Below are 14,458 nucleotides of genomic sequence, written 5' to 3' on the forward strand. Positions count from 1 at the left end.
ATGCCACCGCCTGCTTCGCCCAGCCGAACGGGCGATCAACCCGTTCACGTCACGTTATGATCGGCTCGCAGGCGCGACGCTGTCCCCAGAATCAAACACCAGCATAACCTCTCCCGCGATCGGAGACGGCGTGCGGTCTTTTCTCAACAACGCACGGAACCTGCCGTCATAGCTCGCGGCCTGTTCGTATTGGACGTCCAGCAACCCGTGCCTGTCGAGAAACACATTGAACGCCGCGGGAACGCGCACGCATCCCTCTGAACCAGTGTGGCCAAGCCGTCGCTCAAGGAAGTCGGGATCCGTAGCATGCATCTCCAAACGGATGTCGCCGGTCTCGCCATCGGTTCGCCAGCCCTTGACCGCGTTCCGCCAACCGAAATCCCAGACCCGCATTCCTTTTGCGCCGATGCCACGAATTCCGTTCTCGTTCTTGGTGCCTTCTGCGCGATAACCCAGCCGGTCGGTTGTGTTGTCGAACACGCCTGTCGGCGTGATGTAGTAGTATTTGCGTCCCTTGGTCCCGGTCGAAACCTTGACGCCGCCAATCACCTCCCAGTCGTCAGAATCCGGCAATGCGAGCACCAGAGCAAGCCTTTGCACGGCCGGATTGCGGTCCACCACGACCAAAACCTGCGCGCGCGTGATTCGATACCCCCCCTGCTCGACGCCATTCCTGGCGGCGGCCACCCAGTGGGCGCGCTGTTGGATGGTGAAGGATTGCAAATTCGGCACTTCACGCTTCAGCGCCGCCTGCAATTTGCCCGCCTCTTGCCGGGCGGCAGCATCATCAAGCGCGGGCAGCGGAGGAATTTCGACGGAGGGCGTGGGATTTAGAACCGGGTCAGACGGCGTCGTGGGCGTCGGAGTCACCGCCGTCGACGGGCTCACACCTGATGCGCCTACGGTTGGCGCGGCGGGTTGCTCCAGACCTCCAGACGCAGGTTGCGCAGCAACTGCAGACATGGACACCAGAAGCGCAGCCGCAACGGATGTCGCGATCAGCACGGAGCCCATCGATGGCGCTGTACCCGTCTTCGGCCATCCTTTTACGCTGCGCTTCAACGCAAATCCCCCCGATACGCCCAAGGCCAGTAAAGCTTATGTCACTGCGAGGACAATAGCCAGAAAATCGCTTTTTTATCAAAAGCGAACAGATATTGACGAGCGTTGCGCCACGCTCACGCTTTAACGACGCGCCACAGGCAACGCCAAATACAAAAAAACGCGCGACCAGCATTGCCGGTCACGCGCTGCAGGCGACAGGGGGCTCGCCCCTGCCGCGCCTCTCTCTTGTGGGCGTTAGATATTCAGAGACATGCCGTTGACGCCAAGCGCGGCTTCCTTGACCGCCTCGCTCAGCGTCGGATGCGCATGGCAAACACGGCCGATATCTTCGGAAGACGCCCCGAACTCAATCGCCATGGTGCATTCGGCGATCAGTTCTCCCGCGCCCGGGCCGAGGATATGGACGCCGAGCACCCGGTCAGTCGTCGCATCGGCGATGACTTTCACGAACCCGTCCGTCGTTCCCAAAGCGCGCGCACGGCCATTAGCCATAAAGGGGAACTTGCCGACCTTGTAGGAGACGCCCTTTTCCTTGAGCTGCTCCTCGGTGAAGCCCACCGTGGCCAGTTCCGGCCATGTGTAGACGACGCCCGGAATGGCGTCATAATTCACATGCCCCGCTTGCCCGGCGAGGATTTCGGCGAGGGCCACGCCCTCCTCCTCCGCCTTGTGCGCCAGCATCGGTCCCTTGATGACGTCGCCGATGGCGTACACGCCCGGAACGTTGGTGGCGAAGTGCTCATCCACCTCGACCCGCCCACGGTTGTCCACCGCGATCCCGGCTTCTTCCAGACCGAGGTTCTTGCTGGCCGCGGTACGCCCGATAGCGAGCAGAACGACGTCCGCCTCCAGCGTCTGCGCATCGCCGCCCTTGGAGGCCTCGACCGTCAGGGTCACGCCCTTCGCGGTCTTCTCGGCCTTCGTCACCTTATGACCGAGTTTCATCTTCAGACCCTGCTTGGTCAGGATCTTGCGGAACGCGGCCTCGACCTCGTTATCCGTGCCTGGAACCAGACGGTCGAGGAATTCGACGACCGTCACTTCCGCGCCCAGACGCTGCCACACGCTGCCCAGCTCCAGACCGATGACGCCGCCGCCAATCACGACCAGACGCTTCGGCACAGCCGAAAGCTCAAGCGCGCCAGTGGACGTGACGATCACCTTCTCATCGACGTCGACACCTTTCAGGCCGGCGCTGTCACTGCCCGCGGCAATGACGATGTGCTTCGCCGTGACCGGTTTGCCCGCAACCGTCAGACGGCCGGTTCCCTGAACCTTGCCCTCGCCCTTCAGCCAGGTGATCCCGTTCTTCTTGAACAGGTACTCGACGCCCTTCACGTTGGCTTCGACGATCCCGGCCTTGCGCTTCTGCATCTGCGCAAGGTTGAGCTTCACGCTGGCGATATCCACGCCGTGAGCGGCGAAGTCATGCGCAGCCGCATGAAAGTTCTCGGACGAGTGCAGCAGCGCCTTCGACGGAATGCACCCGACGTTCAGGCAGGTGCCGCCAAGGGTCGCACGCTTCTCGACGCACGCAACCTTGAAGCCCAGTTGCGCCGCACGAATTGCGCACACATAACCGCCCGGACCGGCGCCGATCACCACGACATCGTAATCGGTCTCGGCAGGAGCTTCCGTCGCTTTCGCGGGCGCAGGGGCCGCAGCTTTCGCAGGAGCGGGCGCCGCTTTTTCCTCAGACTTCGCAGCAGGAGCCTTCGCAGCGGGCTTGGCCGCCGCCTTGCCGCCTTCGGCCAGAAGCGCCAGCACCGCGCCAACCTCGACCTCGTCGCCTTCCTTGACCACGTGGCTCTCAAGCACGCCAGCCGCAGGAGCCGGAACCTCGACGCTCACCTTGTCGGTCTCCAGCTCCACAATCGGATCGTCCACCGCCACAGCGTCGCCCGGCTGCTTGAGCCATTTGCCGACCGTTGCAGAGGAGACGCTTTCACCCAGCGCCGGAACCTTGATCTCGATAGCCATATTTTCCCGTCCCGATTGAAGCCGATGAACGCCGGGCGCGTCGCCCGTCACATTAATCGCCCTTGTGCGCCTCCCTGCAGGAAGGCCGCCGCGTTTCCCATGCGAAACGCCGTTAAATCGTCACGCGCCCCGCGTCATATACATGGCCCGGGGCGCGACGGATTGTCAGAGGCCGAGCAGAAGGCTGCGCGGGTCCTCGACGTATTTCTTCACGCTGACGAGGAAGCTCACCGCTTCCTTGCCGTCCACGATGCGGTGATCATAGGACAGCGCAACATACATGATCGGCCGGATTTCGACCTTGCCGTTCACCGCGACCGGGCGGTCGACGATGTTATGCATGCCCAGAATGCCGGACTGCGGGGCATTCAGGATCGGCGTCGAAAGCATCGAGCCGTAGATGCCGCCATTGGTGATCGAGAACGTGCCGCCGGCCAGATCGTCGATCTTCAACGTACCCTCACGCGCCGCCTTGCCGAAGCCCGCTATGCGCTTCTCGATCTCGGCGTGGCCAAGATTTTCCGCGTCGCGCAGCACCGGCACGACCAGACCGTTCGGGCCGCCAACCGCGATGCCGAGGTTGATGAAGTTGCGGTAGATGACGTCTTCGCCGTCGATCTCCGCGTTGATCGCCGGGAACTCCTGCAGCGCCGCGATGACCGCCTTCGAGAAGATCGACATGAAGCCCAGCTTCACGCCGTATTTCTTGACGAAGCTGTCCTGGAACTCGACACGCATCTCCTTGGCGGCGGTCATGTCGATTTCGTTGAACGTCGTCAGCATCGCCGCGGTGTTCTGCGCGTCCTTCAGGCGACGTGCGATCGTACGACGCAGGCGCGTCATCTTCACTCGCTCTTCACGCGGATCGTCCTGACGCGGGGCCTTCGGCGCGGCCGCAGGCGCACTGGCGGCAGGCTGCGACACGAACGCCAGAACGTCGCCCTTCGTGATGCGGCCATCCTTGCCCGTGCCCGCGCCGACCTGCTCGGCCGAAACGCCCTTCTCCGCCATCAGCTTGCGCGCAGCCGGAAGGGCTGCCGCGGCGTCAACCGGAGCAGATTTCACGGCGGGAGCCGCAGCCGCCTTTGCGACAGGGGCGGGAGCCTTCGGGGCCGCTTCCTTCGGGGCCTCGGCCTTGGCGGGAGCCGCAGAGGCCTTGCCGCTCGGGTCCAGCGTGATCAGCAGAGCGCCGACTTCGACCTCGTCGCCCTCGTTCGCCGCGGGCGTCCCAAGCACGCCAGCCTGCGGCGCCGACACTTCGACGCTCACCTTGTCGGTCTCCAGCTCCACGAGCGCTTCATCAGCGGCAACCGCCTCGCCAGCCTTCTTCAGCCACTTGCCGACCGTCGCCGTGGTGACGCTCTCGCCCAGTGCCGGCACCTTGATCTCGACAGACATCTCGCTTCCCACTTCCTTTTTATCCCACGCGCCTGCGACGCTTCAACCAGGCGCCACAGTCACGCTACGACCGGCGACATACACCGCCGGAGCATCTCTCGACGCCGCCTGTCCTCCCGTTCGCAAAATTACGAAAGGGCGACCTGCAAGACGGCGCGTTGAGCGGTCACGCCACCGGGCGCGGCCGCTCCAAACCCCCGACGTCAGCCCAGACCGAGCGCCGACTTGACCAGCGCAGCCTGCTCCGCCGCGTGAATTCTGGCCAGACCTGTCGCCGGGCTCGCCGCCGCCGCGCGGCCGACGTAGGCCGGACGCGTGACCTTGTGCCCGGCGACGCCAAGAGCGCCTTCGATCAGACGATCGACAAAATGCCAACCGCCGCCATTTCGGGTTTCTTCCTGACACCACACGATATCAGTGGCTTTCGGATATTTCTTGAATTCGGCGGCCAGTTCCGCTTCCGGGAACGGATAAAGCTGCTCAAGGCGCAGGATCGCCGTGGTGTCCAGCTTCTGGTCACGCCGCTCCTGCAGCAGGTCGTAATAAACCTTGCCCGAGCAGATCACGATACGTTTGACCTTGTCCGCCGCCAGATCGTCAACCTCGCCGATGACCGGCTTGAACGACGTGCCTGTCTCGAACTCAGGCAAAGTCGAGACCGCCAGCTTGTGACGCAGCAGAGACTTCGGCTCCATCAGTATCAGCGGCTTGCGGTACGGCAGCTTCAACTGACGACGCAGCGCATGGAAGTAGTTCGCCGGCGTCGTGATGTTGCAGACAAACATGTTATCTTCGGCGCAGAGCTGCAGATAGCGTTCAAGGCGGGCGGACGAATGCTCCGGACCCTGCCCTTCGTAACCGTGCGGCAGCAGCATCACCAGACCGGACATACGCAACCACTTCGTCTCGCCAGAGGCGATGAACTGGTCCACGATCACCTGAGCGCCGTTGGCGAAGTCGCCGAACTGCGCCTCCCACAGCACCAGATTGTTCGGGTTGTGCATGGTGTAGCCATACTCGAAGCCAAGCACGGCGAACTCGGACAGGTGCGAGTTGTAGATATCGATTTTCGCCTGACCGTCCTCGATATGATTGAGGAAGGTGTAATCGCCCTGCGTCGTCTGGTCCTTGACCGTAGCATGACGCTGGCTGAACGTGCCGCGCTGCACGTCCTCGCCCGACAGGCGAACGCGGTGCTTTTCAAGAAGCAAAGAGCCAAAGCCAAGAGCCTCGCCCGTCGCCCAGTCGATGCCTTCGCCGGTCTCGATCGCCTTGGCCTTGGCCTTAAGCTGACGTGCGATTTTGCCGTTCAGATCGAAATCTTCCGGCGCAGTGCTGATCGCACCGCCGATTTTCGCGAGCACGTCTTTGGAGACGCCCGTCGCAACCGTCGGGTATTCGCCCTCTTTCGGCGCCTGCAGATCCGACCACGCGCCTTCCAGCCAATCGGCCTTGTTCACCTTGTAGGACTGGGCGGCCGTGTATTCGGCGTCGAGGCGTGCGTGGAACGCGTCCCACTGGCTCTTCGCCTCTTCCTCGGTCACGACGCCAGCTTTCACCAGATGCGCGGCGTAAAGCGTGTGCGGCGTCTCATGCGTGGCGATCGCCTTGTACATGATGGGCTGCGTGAAAGCGGGCTCATCCGTCTCGTTATGGCCGTTGCGGCGATAGCAGACGATGTCGAGGATGATGTCGCTGGCGAATTTCTGGCGATAATCAGCGGCCAGACGAGACGCGTAAACGACCGCTTCCGGGTTGTCGCCGTTGATGTGCAGGACCGGCGCTTCGATGGCTTTGGCCATGTCCGAGCCATAGACGCCGGAATGCCCGTTCACCGGGTTGGTGGTGAAACCGACCTGATTGTTGACGATGATATGCACCGAACCGCCGGTGCGGTAGCCGACAAGCTGCGACATCGACAGCGTTTCATACACCACGCCCTGACCGGCGAACGCTGCGTCGCCATGAATCTGGATAGCCATGTGCGACAGACGCGTCTCGGTGTCGCCGTCATCGTCCTGCGCCGCGCGAATCTTGCCGCAGACGACCGGATCGACAGCCTCAAGATGCGACGGGTTGGGCTGCAGCGAGATATGTACCGAACGCCCGGCGATCTCGACGTCCGTCGACGTTCCGAGATGGTATTTCACGTCGCCCGAGCCCGCGACATTGTCAGGCTTGAAAGAACCACCTGCGAATTCGTTGAAGACCGCGACATACGGCTTGCGGACGACGTTCACGAGCGTGTTTAGGCGTCCGCGATGCGCCATGCCGATGGCCACGGACTTCACGCCCTGCTGCGCCGCCTGGTCGATGATCGCATGCAGGGACGGGATCGAGACCTCCCCGCCCTCAAGACCGAAACGCTTGCCGCCGACATAACGCTTCGCGCAAAACGCCTCATACCCTTCCGCTTCGGTCAGGTGCTTGAGGATCGCCTTCTGCTCGGTCGCCGTAACGCCAGCCTGCCAGTTGTCACCCTCGATGCGCGCGCGGAACCACTCCCGCTGCTCCTCGCTACGGGCGTAGATGTATTCGGAGCCGATCGCGCCGCAATAAACGTCGCGCAGGGCCGCCACAATTTCCTTGACCGTCGCCGTGTCGCGTCCGGGAAGCAGCGGGGACAGCAGGGAGCCGATATAAACCGGACGGTCCAGATCCGCCGGACCAAAGCCGTAAGTCGCCGGGTCCAGTTCGACGGCGGGCTTCGGAACCTTCAGACCGAGCGGATCGGTCTGCGCCTCCAGATGCCCGAATTCACGGAACGCGCGAACCAGTTGCGCAACGGCGAGGCTGTCAGAAGCAGCCAGACCGGCGCCCTTTCCAGCCGCGGGCTTGCCAGCCGGGACGGCCACAGGCTCTTCGCCCGTGATGATGGATTTGCGCGGAGCCCACGACGCGCCGGAGGCGTCCTGCAGGATCGAGGCCGCTTCGTCATCGAGAGAGCCGAAAAGGCTGGCGAAAGACGGATCGACGCTGGAGGGGTTTTCAGCCCACCGCGCGTACAGATCGGCCACGTAGGCGATGTTGCTGCCGCTTAGAGCGGCGGTAAGGAGATCGGCGCCCGCCATCTTCAGAACACTCCCATGTCTAGTCGCAATCCCGCGGACTCGGGCTCATGACCGCCGTCAGACGGTCGGCTGCAACTCCGACCTCCGGCGACCATGATCCGCAATGTTGAAAAACCGATGAGTCGGAAGGAAGCGTCAGACCCGACGACGCTGCGTCCCGTTACCAAAGACCCCGATACCCAAGGCTTAGTAGAGCCTGCACCCATATCCGGCGCGCCTCCGTCCCTCATCACCCGGTCAGTGACCTGTTTGCGCCCGACAAGGCGGGCGATGCAGGAATTTTGCTAGACCGCGCAGGGAAGACCGACAAGACCGGCGTCTGTCACGCTCTAGCGAGGCGACCATGCGCGTCGCGCGCGCGGGTGAGCCAGCTCTCGCTGCCCATTTCCATCAGACGCGACGCCGTCCGGGCGAAGGCGTCCGATCCCTCCCCCTCCGGAAACAGCGCGTCGGGTTTCTCGTCAGCCGACACGAACAGCAGATTGCCGTTGTCGTACAAGGCGTCGATGAAGGTGATGAAGCGCCGCGCGACGTTGTAGTCGTCCGGTCCGAGCGACGGCATGTCCTCCACCACGACCACCGGAAACTGCTTCGCGATGGCGAGGAAATCATTCGGTCCCAGAGGACGTCCACACAGAGATGTGAATTCGAAACGCGCAACCGGACCCTGCGCATGATCCACCGGCAGGTCTCGCCCGTTGAAATGCAGCGTCACCTTTTCGGGCGTGTGCCCCTGACCATACCGCTCGACGATCTTGTCCAGCCTGCGACGCGCTGTCTCGTCCGCTGGCACGATCCACGTCGTGTCGTCCTGGTCCCGCCCGCGACGATAGTCATTCTGCGAGTCGAGTTCCGCGGTATCCAGCTCCGAGCGGATAATGGCGATGAACGGCTTGAACGCGTCCGCGCCGGGACGATTCTGGAACAGGTCGCCCGGAACCGTGTTGGACGTCGCGACGATGATGACCTTCAGCTTGAACAGCGCCTGAAACAGCCGCCCAAGCAACATTGCGTCAGCGATGTCGTTGATCTGGAATTCGTCGAAGCACAGCAGCGTCGCTTCATCCGCGATCGTCTTGGCCAGGGGCGGGATCGGGTCGGAGAGGCCAGGGTTGGCCTGCTTCAGTTCTTTCAGCCTCTGATGAACCTCACGCATGAAGCTCAGGAAGTGGATGCGCTGCTTCTTCTTCACCGGGACGCAGGAGAAGAAGAGATCCATCAGCATCGTCTTGCCGCGACCGACGCGACCGACGATGTACACGCCACGCGGCGGGGCGACATCCTCCACCTTCTGTCCCAGCGAGGGCAGGCGGCTGACGACAGCCGAAAGAAGCCCTTTTTTGCGGACTGGCTCCGCCGCCGGGGCGGGGTGATACCCCTTCAACTCGCTCCACAGGCGATCAAGACGCCGGGCTACGCGCTCCTGATCCGGATCGGGCTTGAGCTGCCCGCCTGCGACACGCTCCTTATACAGGGCAAACGGTCCCGCGCCCTGCGCCGCCGGTACGGATACGGACGCATGTGTGGATGCGCGCTCGGAAGAGGTGTCGTTCATGGCGTTCATCCTTTGCCGATAGCGAGCCGTCGCCGCCTCAGCAAGAACCTCCCCCTCCCGTAACCGTGTCGTGACACGCCGCTCACGCTCTGGTGACTATAGCCCGGCGGGTTCGATACGCCCGGACGCTCGCACGGAGTCCTCCGGCCGCCCGAATCCCTCAACAGCACAGGGTGACGAAGAATGAGTGACTGGGCAGACTGGGGCGCACGCCGCGAACATCTGGGCAAGGCCATCGGCGGCTACGCGCAGCTTTCCCCCGCGACGGTCGAAAGCGTGCTGGCGCTGAACGCCGCCGGAGAGAAGACCAACCACCTCGACGCCAAGACCCGCGAACTGATCGCGCTCGCCGTAGCGGCGACCACACGTTGCGACGGCTGCATCACCATTCACGCCGCCGAGGCCGTGAAAGCGGGCGCCACGCGCGACGAGATCGGGGAGGCGCTGAGCGTCGCCATCGCGCTGAACGCGGGCGCGGCGCTGGTGTATTCGACGCGCGTGCTCGACGCTTTCGACGCGGTGAAGAAGGGCGAGTAACGATGTTTGTCCGGGGCGGCGAGAGAGCCGCTCCGGGCCAGCACAGATTTTGGGAGGCGCCCGAACCGATATTCGCGGCGCCATCGTCCAAAAAAAATTGTCAAAATTCATTTAACGACACACAAGCCGCACCTCCACGTGTAGGGTCACCAGACTGACTCGCTGGAAGCCTCAGGCGCCACGCGACAGGACATGTGCGTTGGTGAAGAGGCGATGAGCGACGAAGCGACCATGACCGATCTGAAAACCCGACTTGCCGCCTGGGATGTCGAGCCGATCATGGCGACCATGGACGGCGGTTTTTTCGATGATCTGCCCGCCCTGCTGGCAAGCGCAGGCTTCCGCTTTCGATCGCTGTTCATCGAACAGACGGAGGCAGAGGCCAAACGCCACAGCCCAGTGCTTGTCGCCATCCCTAAAACACGTGTCGACGAATTCCTTGCGTTACCGGAGGCTGCGACCGGATCCGTGTTCTGGAACGCGTCGGGTTGCGAAGAAATGGCGTTTTTTCGGCATCTGCGCGGCCTGACCATGGTCCGCATTCCTGTCGACGAGAAAATCGACTACGGTCGGACGCATATGTGCGTCTTTCGGCATTTCGACCCGGCGACTGTCGCGATCACGCTGCCTGCGATGCGTGACGCCCAGCGGGCCAGAATGTTCGGACCGGCCATATCCATTCTGGTCAATGCGCCTGAGGGCGTGCTGGAAGCGCGGAGGCGCGAGAACTGGCCGATAGCGGAGCGTGGCGTTCTGGTTTTTGAACCAAGCCAGATGGCTATGATTGCACTCGCACTCAACGACCGTTCACAAAGAAAAATTATCCAATGGTTAAGAGGAAAAGAGCCTGATCTTACATCCAAATATGATGACGTCGCCCTGCATGCACTCGTAACGGACATCGTACGCTATGCGCGATTATGGAATATTTCCAGCGAGGAAGGACTCGCATGGTTCACGTGGCTTTGGGTAACGACTGACGGCGAGGTTCATGAAGACGAGAATGTGAAAGAATTTATTTACGATTTCGGAAACGATGGTGCTGATATCCGTCTCCTTGATCTTATCGAAGAAATCAACACCCAAGACTCCCTATCAGACTTCGCTTAATAATAAAAGCAACAAAAAAAATCTATAATTATAAAAGGAATCACACAATGGCACGTGTTCAAAAAAAACAATCGCAAAATAGCAAGGCATATAGAAATAGAAAAAAATCGAAAGCAGCTTCTTCAATCAGAGCATCGCAAAGAAAGAAAAGAAAAAAGGGACAGGGACAGGGACAGGGACAGGGACAGGGACAGGGACAGGGACAGGGACAGGGACAGGGAACTAATAACGTCAAACCTGGCAAAGCTAAAGATGTGATACCGGGATACGCCGCCGCAGAACAAAAAGCCCGACGTGATCAACAAAATAAACCCACAAAAGAATATCAAGATTTTCTTGATAAGGAAGAAAAACATAAAGCGGAAGGCAAGCCCTTCACCGACCACCCACCTCCAGCAGATATGGGGCCCGCCACATCAACACTCGCACCCCACGACGTTACTAAGCCATGCACCCATTGCGATGCCGTCGCAAGAAAAAATAAGAAAAGTCGAGAACAAAAATACAAAGAACGAATACAGGATAGCAAGCAATCAAAAAATTCAGAAAAAAATTACTTTATGGACCACACCGAAAATCTTGGAAATGACAGTAGCGTTACTTATCAAAAACTTCACCCCAATGGAGCTGCCTCTGGGACGCAAGCAACCTTGATCGGGGGGCCTCAACGCCAAGGAGCGCACGCCGCCTCCCACCTCTCCCCTCCAGGAGCTTATCAAGATCTTCAAGCTCACGGCCAAGCTCGCGCCCATTCATTTGCCAACCGCTTTGGCGGAAGCGGCGACGACCCAAGAAATTTTGTCACAACATCTCAAAACCCAACAAATGTTTCTGCAAAAGGTCGGCACGACGGAATGAGCACCTACGAAATACTTCAGCAGCAACATCTCGACGCGAACGAAAATTCGGGGAAAGTATTCAAAGCCAATACCACTTTTCTTTACCCTGGCAGCGTGAAAGAAGGGACATCCGCATCTCCACCAGCATCTATCCAAATGACATTTTACCAACTAAAAGATGGAAATAAAGCAAACGACGTTTATTCAAATAGAGATTATATATTCAATGTAAAACTCCATAATGTTCCCGGGTATACTCAGCACAAATCTTCAAAATAAAACCAGCACATTGACTAAATTTATTTATCAAGTTAAAAAAAAGAAACGCTGGAGTTGGGTGATGCATAAACTCTTTCAGAGCATTGACACAAAAGAGAAAGCTGAAGCTGCCTGTGATGACGGGAGTTTAGTCAAAACTCTGCTTTTGCCCGAAGAATTGGGGGGGAAAGACATCCCTCCAAATGTCGTCTATATCCCTCTTTTCGCTGAGGCTCTCAAAAAACGCTCGGTAGACGCGTTAATCGCAGCCATCGAAAAAGGCATGGCTCAAGTCTCTATTATACCAGACTACAAAGACAACAGTTTCGTACCTTTCAGGATCGTTACCACCGCCTCCTACCCGGATCGATCCACCGGGGGTTATCATCACGAACTCAACATCTGGTGAACACGCAGCCTACGGCAATGGCACGTCTTTAAGTCACCCCCTTGCCTTCCGGTCGTTCATGCCCGACATCACCGCGCATGACATACGCGGTCAAAGAACTCTTCCACACGTTGCAGGGCGAAGGCGGCCAGACGGGCCGCAGCGCCGTGTTCTGCCGTTTCGCCGGGTGCAATCTCTGGACCGGGCGGGAGGCTGACCGCGCGACCGCCGTGTGCCAGTTCTGCGACACGGATTTCATCGGCACGGACGGCGATGGCGGCGGGAAGTTCGAGAGCGCCGCATCGCTGGCCACAGCCATCGCCGCTGCATGGCCCGCGCCGGGGCAAGACCGCCGTTTCGTCGTATTCACCGGGGGGGAGCCCCTGCTGCAACTAGACGAGGCGCTGATCGACGCGGTCCACGCGGAGGGCTTCACCATCGCGGTAGAAAGCAATGGCACGCTCACGGCGCCCGCCGGGATCGACTGGCTGTGCGTCAGCCCGAAAGCGGGCTCCACACTTGTGCAGAAGAGCGGGCAGGAACTGAAGCTGGTCTACCCGCAGGCCGGTTTCGACCCGGCCGATTTTCTGAAGCTCGATTTCGAGCAGTTCTGGTTGCAGCCGATGGACGGCCCGCAGCAGGCCGCCAATATCGCAGCCGCGACGCGCTACTGCCTTGAGAACCCGCGCTGGCGTCTGTCCCTGCAGACCCACAAGATGATCGGAATTCCCTGAATGACGCGCGCAACGACAACGGGCGCCTCCACGAAGGGGACGACCGGGGCCTCGCCCGCCGCTACAGGCGGCGCGCATGAAGCCGCCCGCAACAAGGGCGCTCTGGTCGTGTTTTCCGGCGGTCAGGATTCGGCGACCTGCCTCGCATGGGCGCTGGATAGGTTCGAGAGGGTGGAGACGCTCGGCTTTGACTACGGACAGCGTCACGTCGTGGAACTCGCCTGCCGCGATGCGCTGCGTGACGGTATGGGGACGATCGATCCGGTCTGGAAGGCGCGGCTGGAGGAAGACCATACGCTCAGCCTCGACGCTCTTGGGGCTGTGTCGGACACGGCGCTGACCCGCGAGACCGAGATCACGATGTCGGAAAGCGGCCTGCCCAGCACGTTCGTGCCGGGGCGAAACCTGATCTTCCTGACCTTCGCCGCCGCCCTCGCCTACCGGCGCGGTCTGCGCCACATCGTCACCGGCGTGTGCGAAACCGATTACTCCGGCTATCCCGACTGCCGCGACGACACGATCAAATCCCTCCAGGCGACGCTCAACCTCGGCATGGAGACGCGCTTCGTGCTGCACACGCCGTTGATGTGGATCGACAAGGCGCGGACCTGGGAACTGGCGCGCAGTCTGGGCGGAGAGGCGCTGGTGGACCTGATCAACCGCGACAGTCACAGCTGCTATCTGGGGCAGCGTGGGGAGTTACATCCTTGGGGCTATGGCTGCGGCGAATGTCCCGCCTGCAAGCTGCGCCGCGCCGGATGGGAGCAGTATCAGACCCTGCGCGCAGAGAGCGCCGGCAATGTTTGACATGCTCTTCACCCGCCGGTTTTCGATGGGGCACCGGCTGATCCACGGCGCCAGCGAAAGCTGCGCCCTGCCGCATGGTCACAACGAATTCGTCACCGTTCGTCTTCAACCGACCAATGACGGGCCTCTGGACGGCAAGGGCAACATGCCCGTGTCGTTTCAGCGAGCGAAGGGCGCATGGCACAAATTCATCGACGAGCGGCTCGATCACGCGTTGCAACTGGCGGAGGATGACCCCCTTCTGGAGTGGTTCCGTGCCCATGAACCCGCGCGCGCGGCGCGGATCGTCGTGACGCCCGGCGACCCGACGACTGAACTTATGGCCTGCCTGATGATGGCCAAGCTCAACGCCATGCTTGTGGCGGACGGCGGCGTACTGCGCTGCACCGCGATCACGTTGCAGGAGACGCCGACCAACACGGTGGAGTTCTCCGGCGACCCGCTCGCCATGCTGCCTGCGTCACGACCCGCCGGGCAATGCTGGTGGCGAAGGGCCGATATGTCGATTTCGGACATCGCGACGGCCGTTTGACGTCCCGGCCTCAGCAATGCTGGCGTCCGACCGGCTGATTTCTAGCGCGCCCGGAGCGTGTCCACTGAACACCAACCCGACACACATATCTCAGACGGCCTCGACTGAGCCTGCTCCCCCTCGCAGACGATTTCGTCTGAACGAGATACACTCTAGATAAAGATCAAAGGTCATGACCAACGCG

The 14,458-nt window shown here is 60.9% G+C and carries 13 protein-coding genes; 8 read left to right on the forward strand and 5 right to left on the reverse strand.

What is annotated here, in order from left to right:
- Positions 1–54: 54 nt before the first annotated feature.
- Positions 55–963, reverse strand: a complete 909-nt coding sequence (locus tag G442_RS20850) for a L,D-transpeptidase family protein (RefSeq protein WP_084440371.1) — start codon at positions 961–963, stop codon at positions 55–57.
- On the opposite strand from G442_RS20850, the gene G442_RS26655 reads away from it, so the two are divergent.
- Positions 962–1,189, forward strand: coding sequence for a hypothetical protein (locus tag G442_RS26655; RefSeq protein ID WP_169720785.1), 228 nt, complete (start codon positions 962–964; stop codon positions 1,187–1,189). The genes G442_RS20850 and G442_RS26655 overlap by 2 nt on opposite strands.
- A 110-nt stretch (positions 1,190–1,299) precedes the next feature.
- Here G442_RS26655 and lpdA read toward each other — a convergent pair whose 3' ends face one another.
- The 4 genes from lpdA to zapE form a co-directional block, all read right to left on the reverse strand.
- Positions 1,300–3,045: a dihydrolipoyl dehydrogenase gene (gene lpdA, locus G442_RS0104370; protein ID WP_026397004.1), complete on the reverse strand. Its 1,746-nt coding sequence runs from the start codon at positions 3,043–3,045 to the stop codon at positions 1,300–1,302.
- 165 nt (positions 3,046–3,210) lie between these two features.
- Positions 3,211–4,443 carry a 2-oxoglutarate dehydrogenase complex dihydrolipoyllysine-residue succinyltransferase gene (gene odhB / locus G442_RS0104375; RefSeq protein ID WP_026397005.1) on the reverse strand — a complete coding sequence of 411 codons (1,233 nt, stop codon included), beginning with the start codon at positions 4,441–4,443 and terminating at the stop codon, positions 3,211–3,213.
- Positions 4,444–4,646: 203 nt separating this feature from the next.
- Positions 4,647–7,514, reverse strand: a complete 2,868-nt coding sequence (locus tag G442_RS0104380; RefSeq protein ID WP_026397006.1) for a 2-oxoglutarate dehydrogenase E1 component — start codon at positions 7,512–7,514, stop codon at positions 4,647–4,649.
- A gap of 322 nt (positions 7,515–7,836) precedes the next feature.
- Complete coding sequence (gene zapE / locus G442_RS0104385; protein ID WP_026397007.1) at positions 7,837–9,069, reverse strand: cell division protein ZapE; 1,233 nt, start codon at positions 9,067–9,069, stop codon at positions 7,837–7,839.
- 183 nt (positions 9,070–9,252) lie between these two features.
- Between zapE and G442_RS0104390 the strand changes: the two genes are divergently transcribed.
- The 7 genes from G442_RS0104390 (at position 9,253) to G442_RS0104425 (ending at position 14,274) form a co-directional block, all read left to right on the forward strand.
- The gene (locus tag G442_RS0104390) at positions 9,253–9,606 is read left to right on the forward strand and encodes a carboxymuconolactone decarboxylase family protein (protein ID WP_026397008.1); all 354 of its coding nucleotides are present in this window, start codon (positions 9,253–9,255) and stop codon (positions 9,604–9,606) included.
- A 213-nt stretch (positions 9,607–9,819) separates the two neighbouring features.
- Positions 9,820–10,716, forward strand: a complete 897-nt coding sequence (locus G442_RS0104395; protein ID WP_026397009.1) for a DUF4123 domain-containing protein — start codon at positions 9,820–9,822, stop codon at positions 10,714–10,716.
- Positions 10,717–10,763: 47 nt separating this feature from the next.
- Positions 10,764–11,834, forward strand: coding sequence for a hypothetical protein (locus tag G442_RS25710; RefSeq protein ID WP_146882174.1), 1,071 nt, complete (start codon positions 10,764–10,766; stop codon positions 11,832–11,834).
- A 10-nt stretch (positions 11,835–11,844) separates the two neighbouring features.
- Positions 11,845–12,222 (forward strand): hypothetical protein, encoded by a 378-nt coding sequence (locus G442_RS20860; RefSeq protein ID WP_146882176.1) that lies wholly within the window; start codon positions 11,845–11,847, stop codon positions 12,220–12,222.
- A 77-nt stretch (positions 12,223–12,299) separates the two neighbouring features.
- Positions 12,300–12,935 (forward strand): 7-carboxy-7-deazaguanine synthase, encoded by a 636-nt coding sequence (gene queE, locus G442_RS0104415; protein ID WP_026397011.1) that lies wholly within the window; start codon positions 12,300–12,302, stop codon positions 12,933–12,935.
- Positions 12,936–13,742, forward strand: a complete 807-nt coding sequence (gene queC, locus G442_RS0104420) for a 7-cyano-7-deazaguanine synthase QueC (protein ID WP_084440358.1) — start codon at positions 12,936–12,938, stop codon at positions 13,740–13,742. It begins immediately after the preceding gene.
- The gene (locus G442_RS0104425) at positions 13,735–14,274 is read left to right on the forward strand and encodes a 6-pyruvoyl trahydropterin synthase family protein (protein WP_026397013.1); all 540 of its coding nucleotides are present in this window, start codon (positions 13,735–13,737) and stop codon (positions 14,272–14,274) included. Before queC ends, G442_RS0104425 begins: the two co-directional genes overlap by 8 nt.
- Positions 14,275–14,458 lie beyond the last annotated feature (184 nt).

Origin of the sequence: Acetobacter nitrogenifigens DSM 23921 = NBRC 105050, assembly GCF_000429165.1 — a bacterium.
Classification (GTDB): domain Bacteria; phylum Pseudomonadota; class Alphaproteobacteria; order Acetobacterales; family Acetobacteraceae; genus Acetobacter; species Acetobacter nitrogenifigens.

Coding starts and splice junctions, on each gene's coding strand:
- G442_RS26655 (WP_169720785.1), top strand. CDS start 962: ATGGACACCAGAAGCGCAGCCGCAACGGATGTCGCGATCAGCACGGAG.
- G442_RS20850 (WP_084440371.1), bottom strand. CDS start 963: ATGTCTGCAGTTGCTGCGCAACCTGCGTCTGGAGGTCTGGAGCAACCC.
- lpdA (WP_026397004.1), bottom strand. CDS start 3,045: ATGGCTATCGAGATCAAGGTTCCGGCGCTGGGTGAAAGCGTCTCCTCT.
- odhB (WP_026397005.1), bottom strand. CDS start 4,443: ATGTCTGTCGAGATCAAGGTGCCGGCACTGGGCGAGAGCGTCACCACG.
- G442_RS0104380 (WP_026397006.1), bottom strand. CDS start 7,514: ATGGCGGGCGCCGATCTCCTTACCGCCGCTCTAAGCGGCAGCAACATC.
- zapE (WP_026397007.1), bottom strand. CDS start 9,069: ATGAACGACACCTCTTCCGAGCGCGCATCCACACATGCGTCCGTATCC.
- G442_RS0104390 (WP_026397008.1), top strand. CDS start 9,253: ATGAGTGACTGGGCAGACTGGGGCGCACGCCGCGAACATCTGGGCAAG.
- G442_RS0104395 (WP_026397009.1), top strand. CDS start 9,820: ATGAGCGACGAAGCGACCATGACCGATCTGAAAACCCGACTTGCCGCC.
- G442_RS25710 (WP_146882174.1), top strand. CDS start 10,764: ATGGCACGTGTTCAAAAAAAACAATCGCAAAATAGCAAGGCATATAGA.
- queE (WP_026397011.1), top strand. CDS start 12,300: ATGACATACGCGGTCAAAGAACTCTTCCACACGTTGCAGGGCGAAGGC.
- queC (WP_084440358.1), top strand. CDS start 12,936: ATGACGCGCGCAACGACAACGGGCGCCTCCACGAAGGGGACGACCGGG.
- G442_RS0104425 (WP_026397013.1), top strand. CDS start 13,735: ATGTTTGACATGCTCTTCACCCGCCGGTTTTCGATGGGGCACCGGCTG.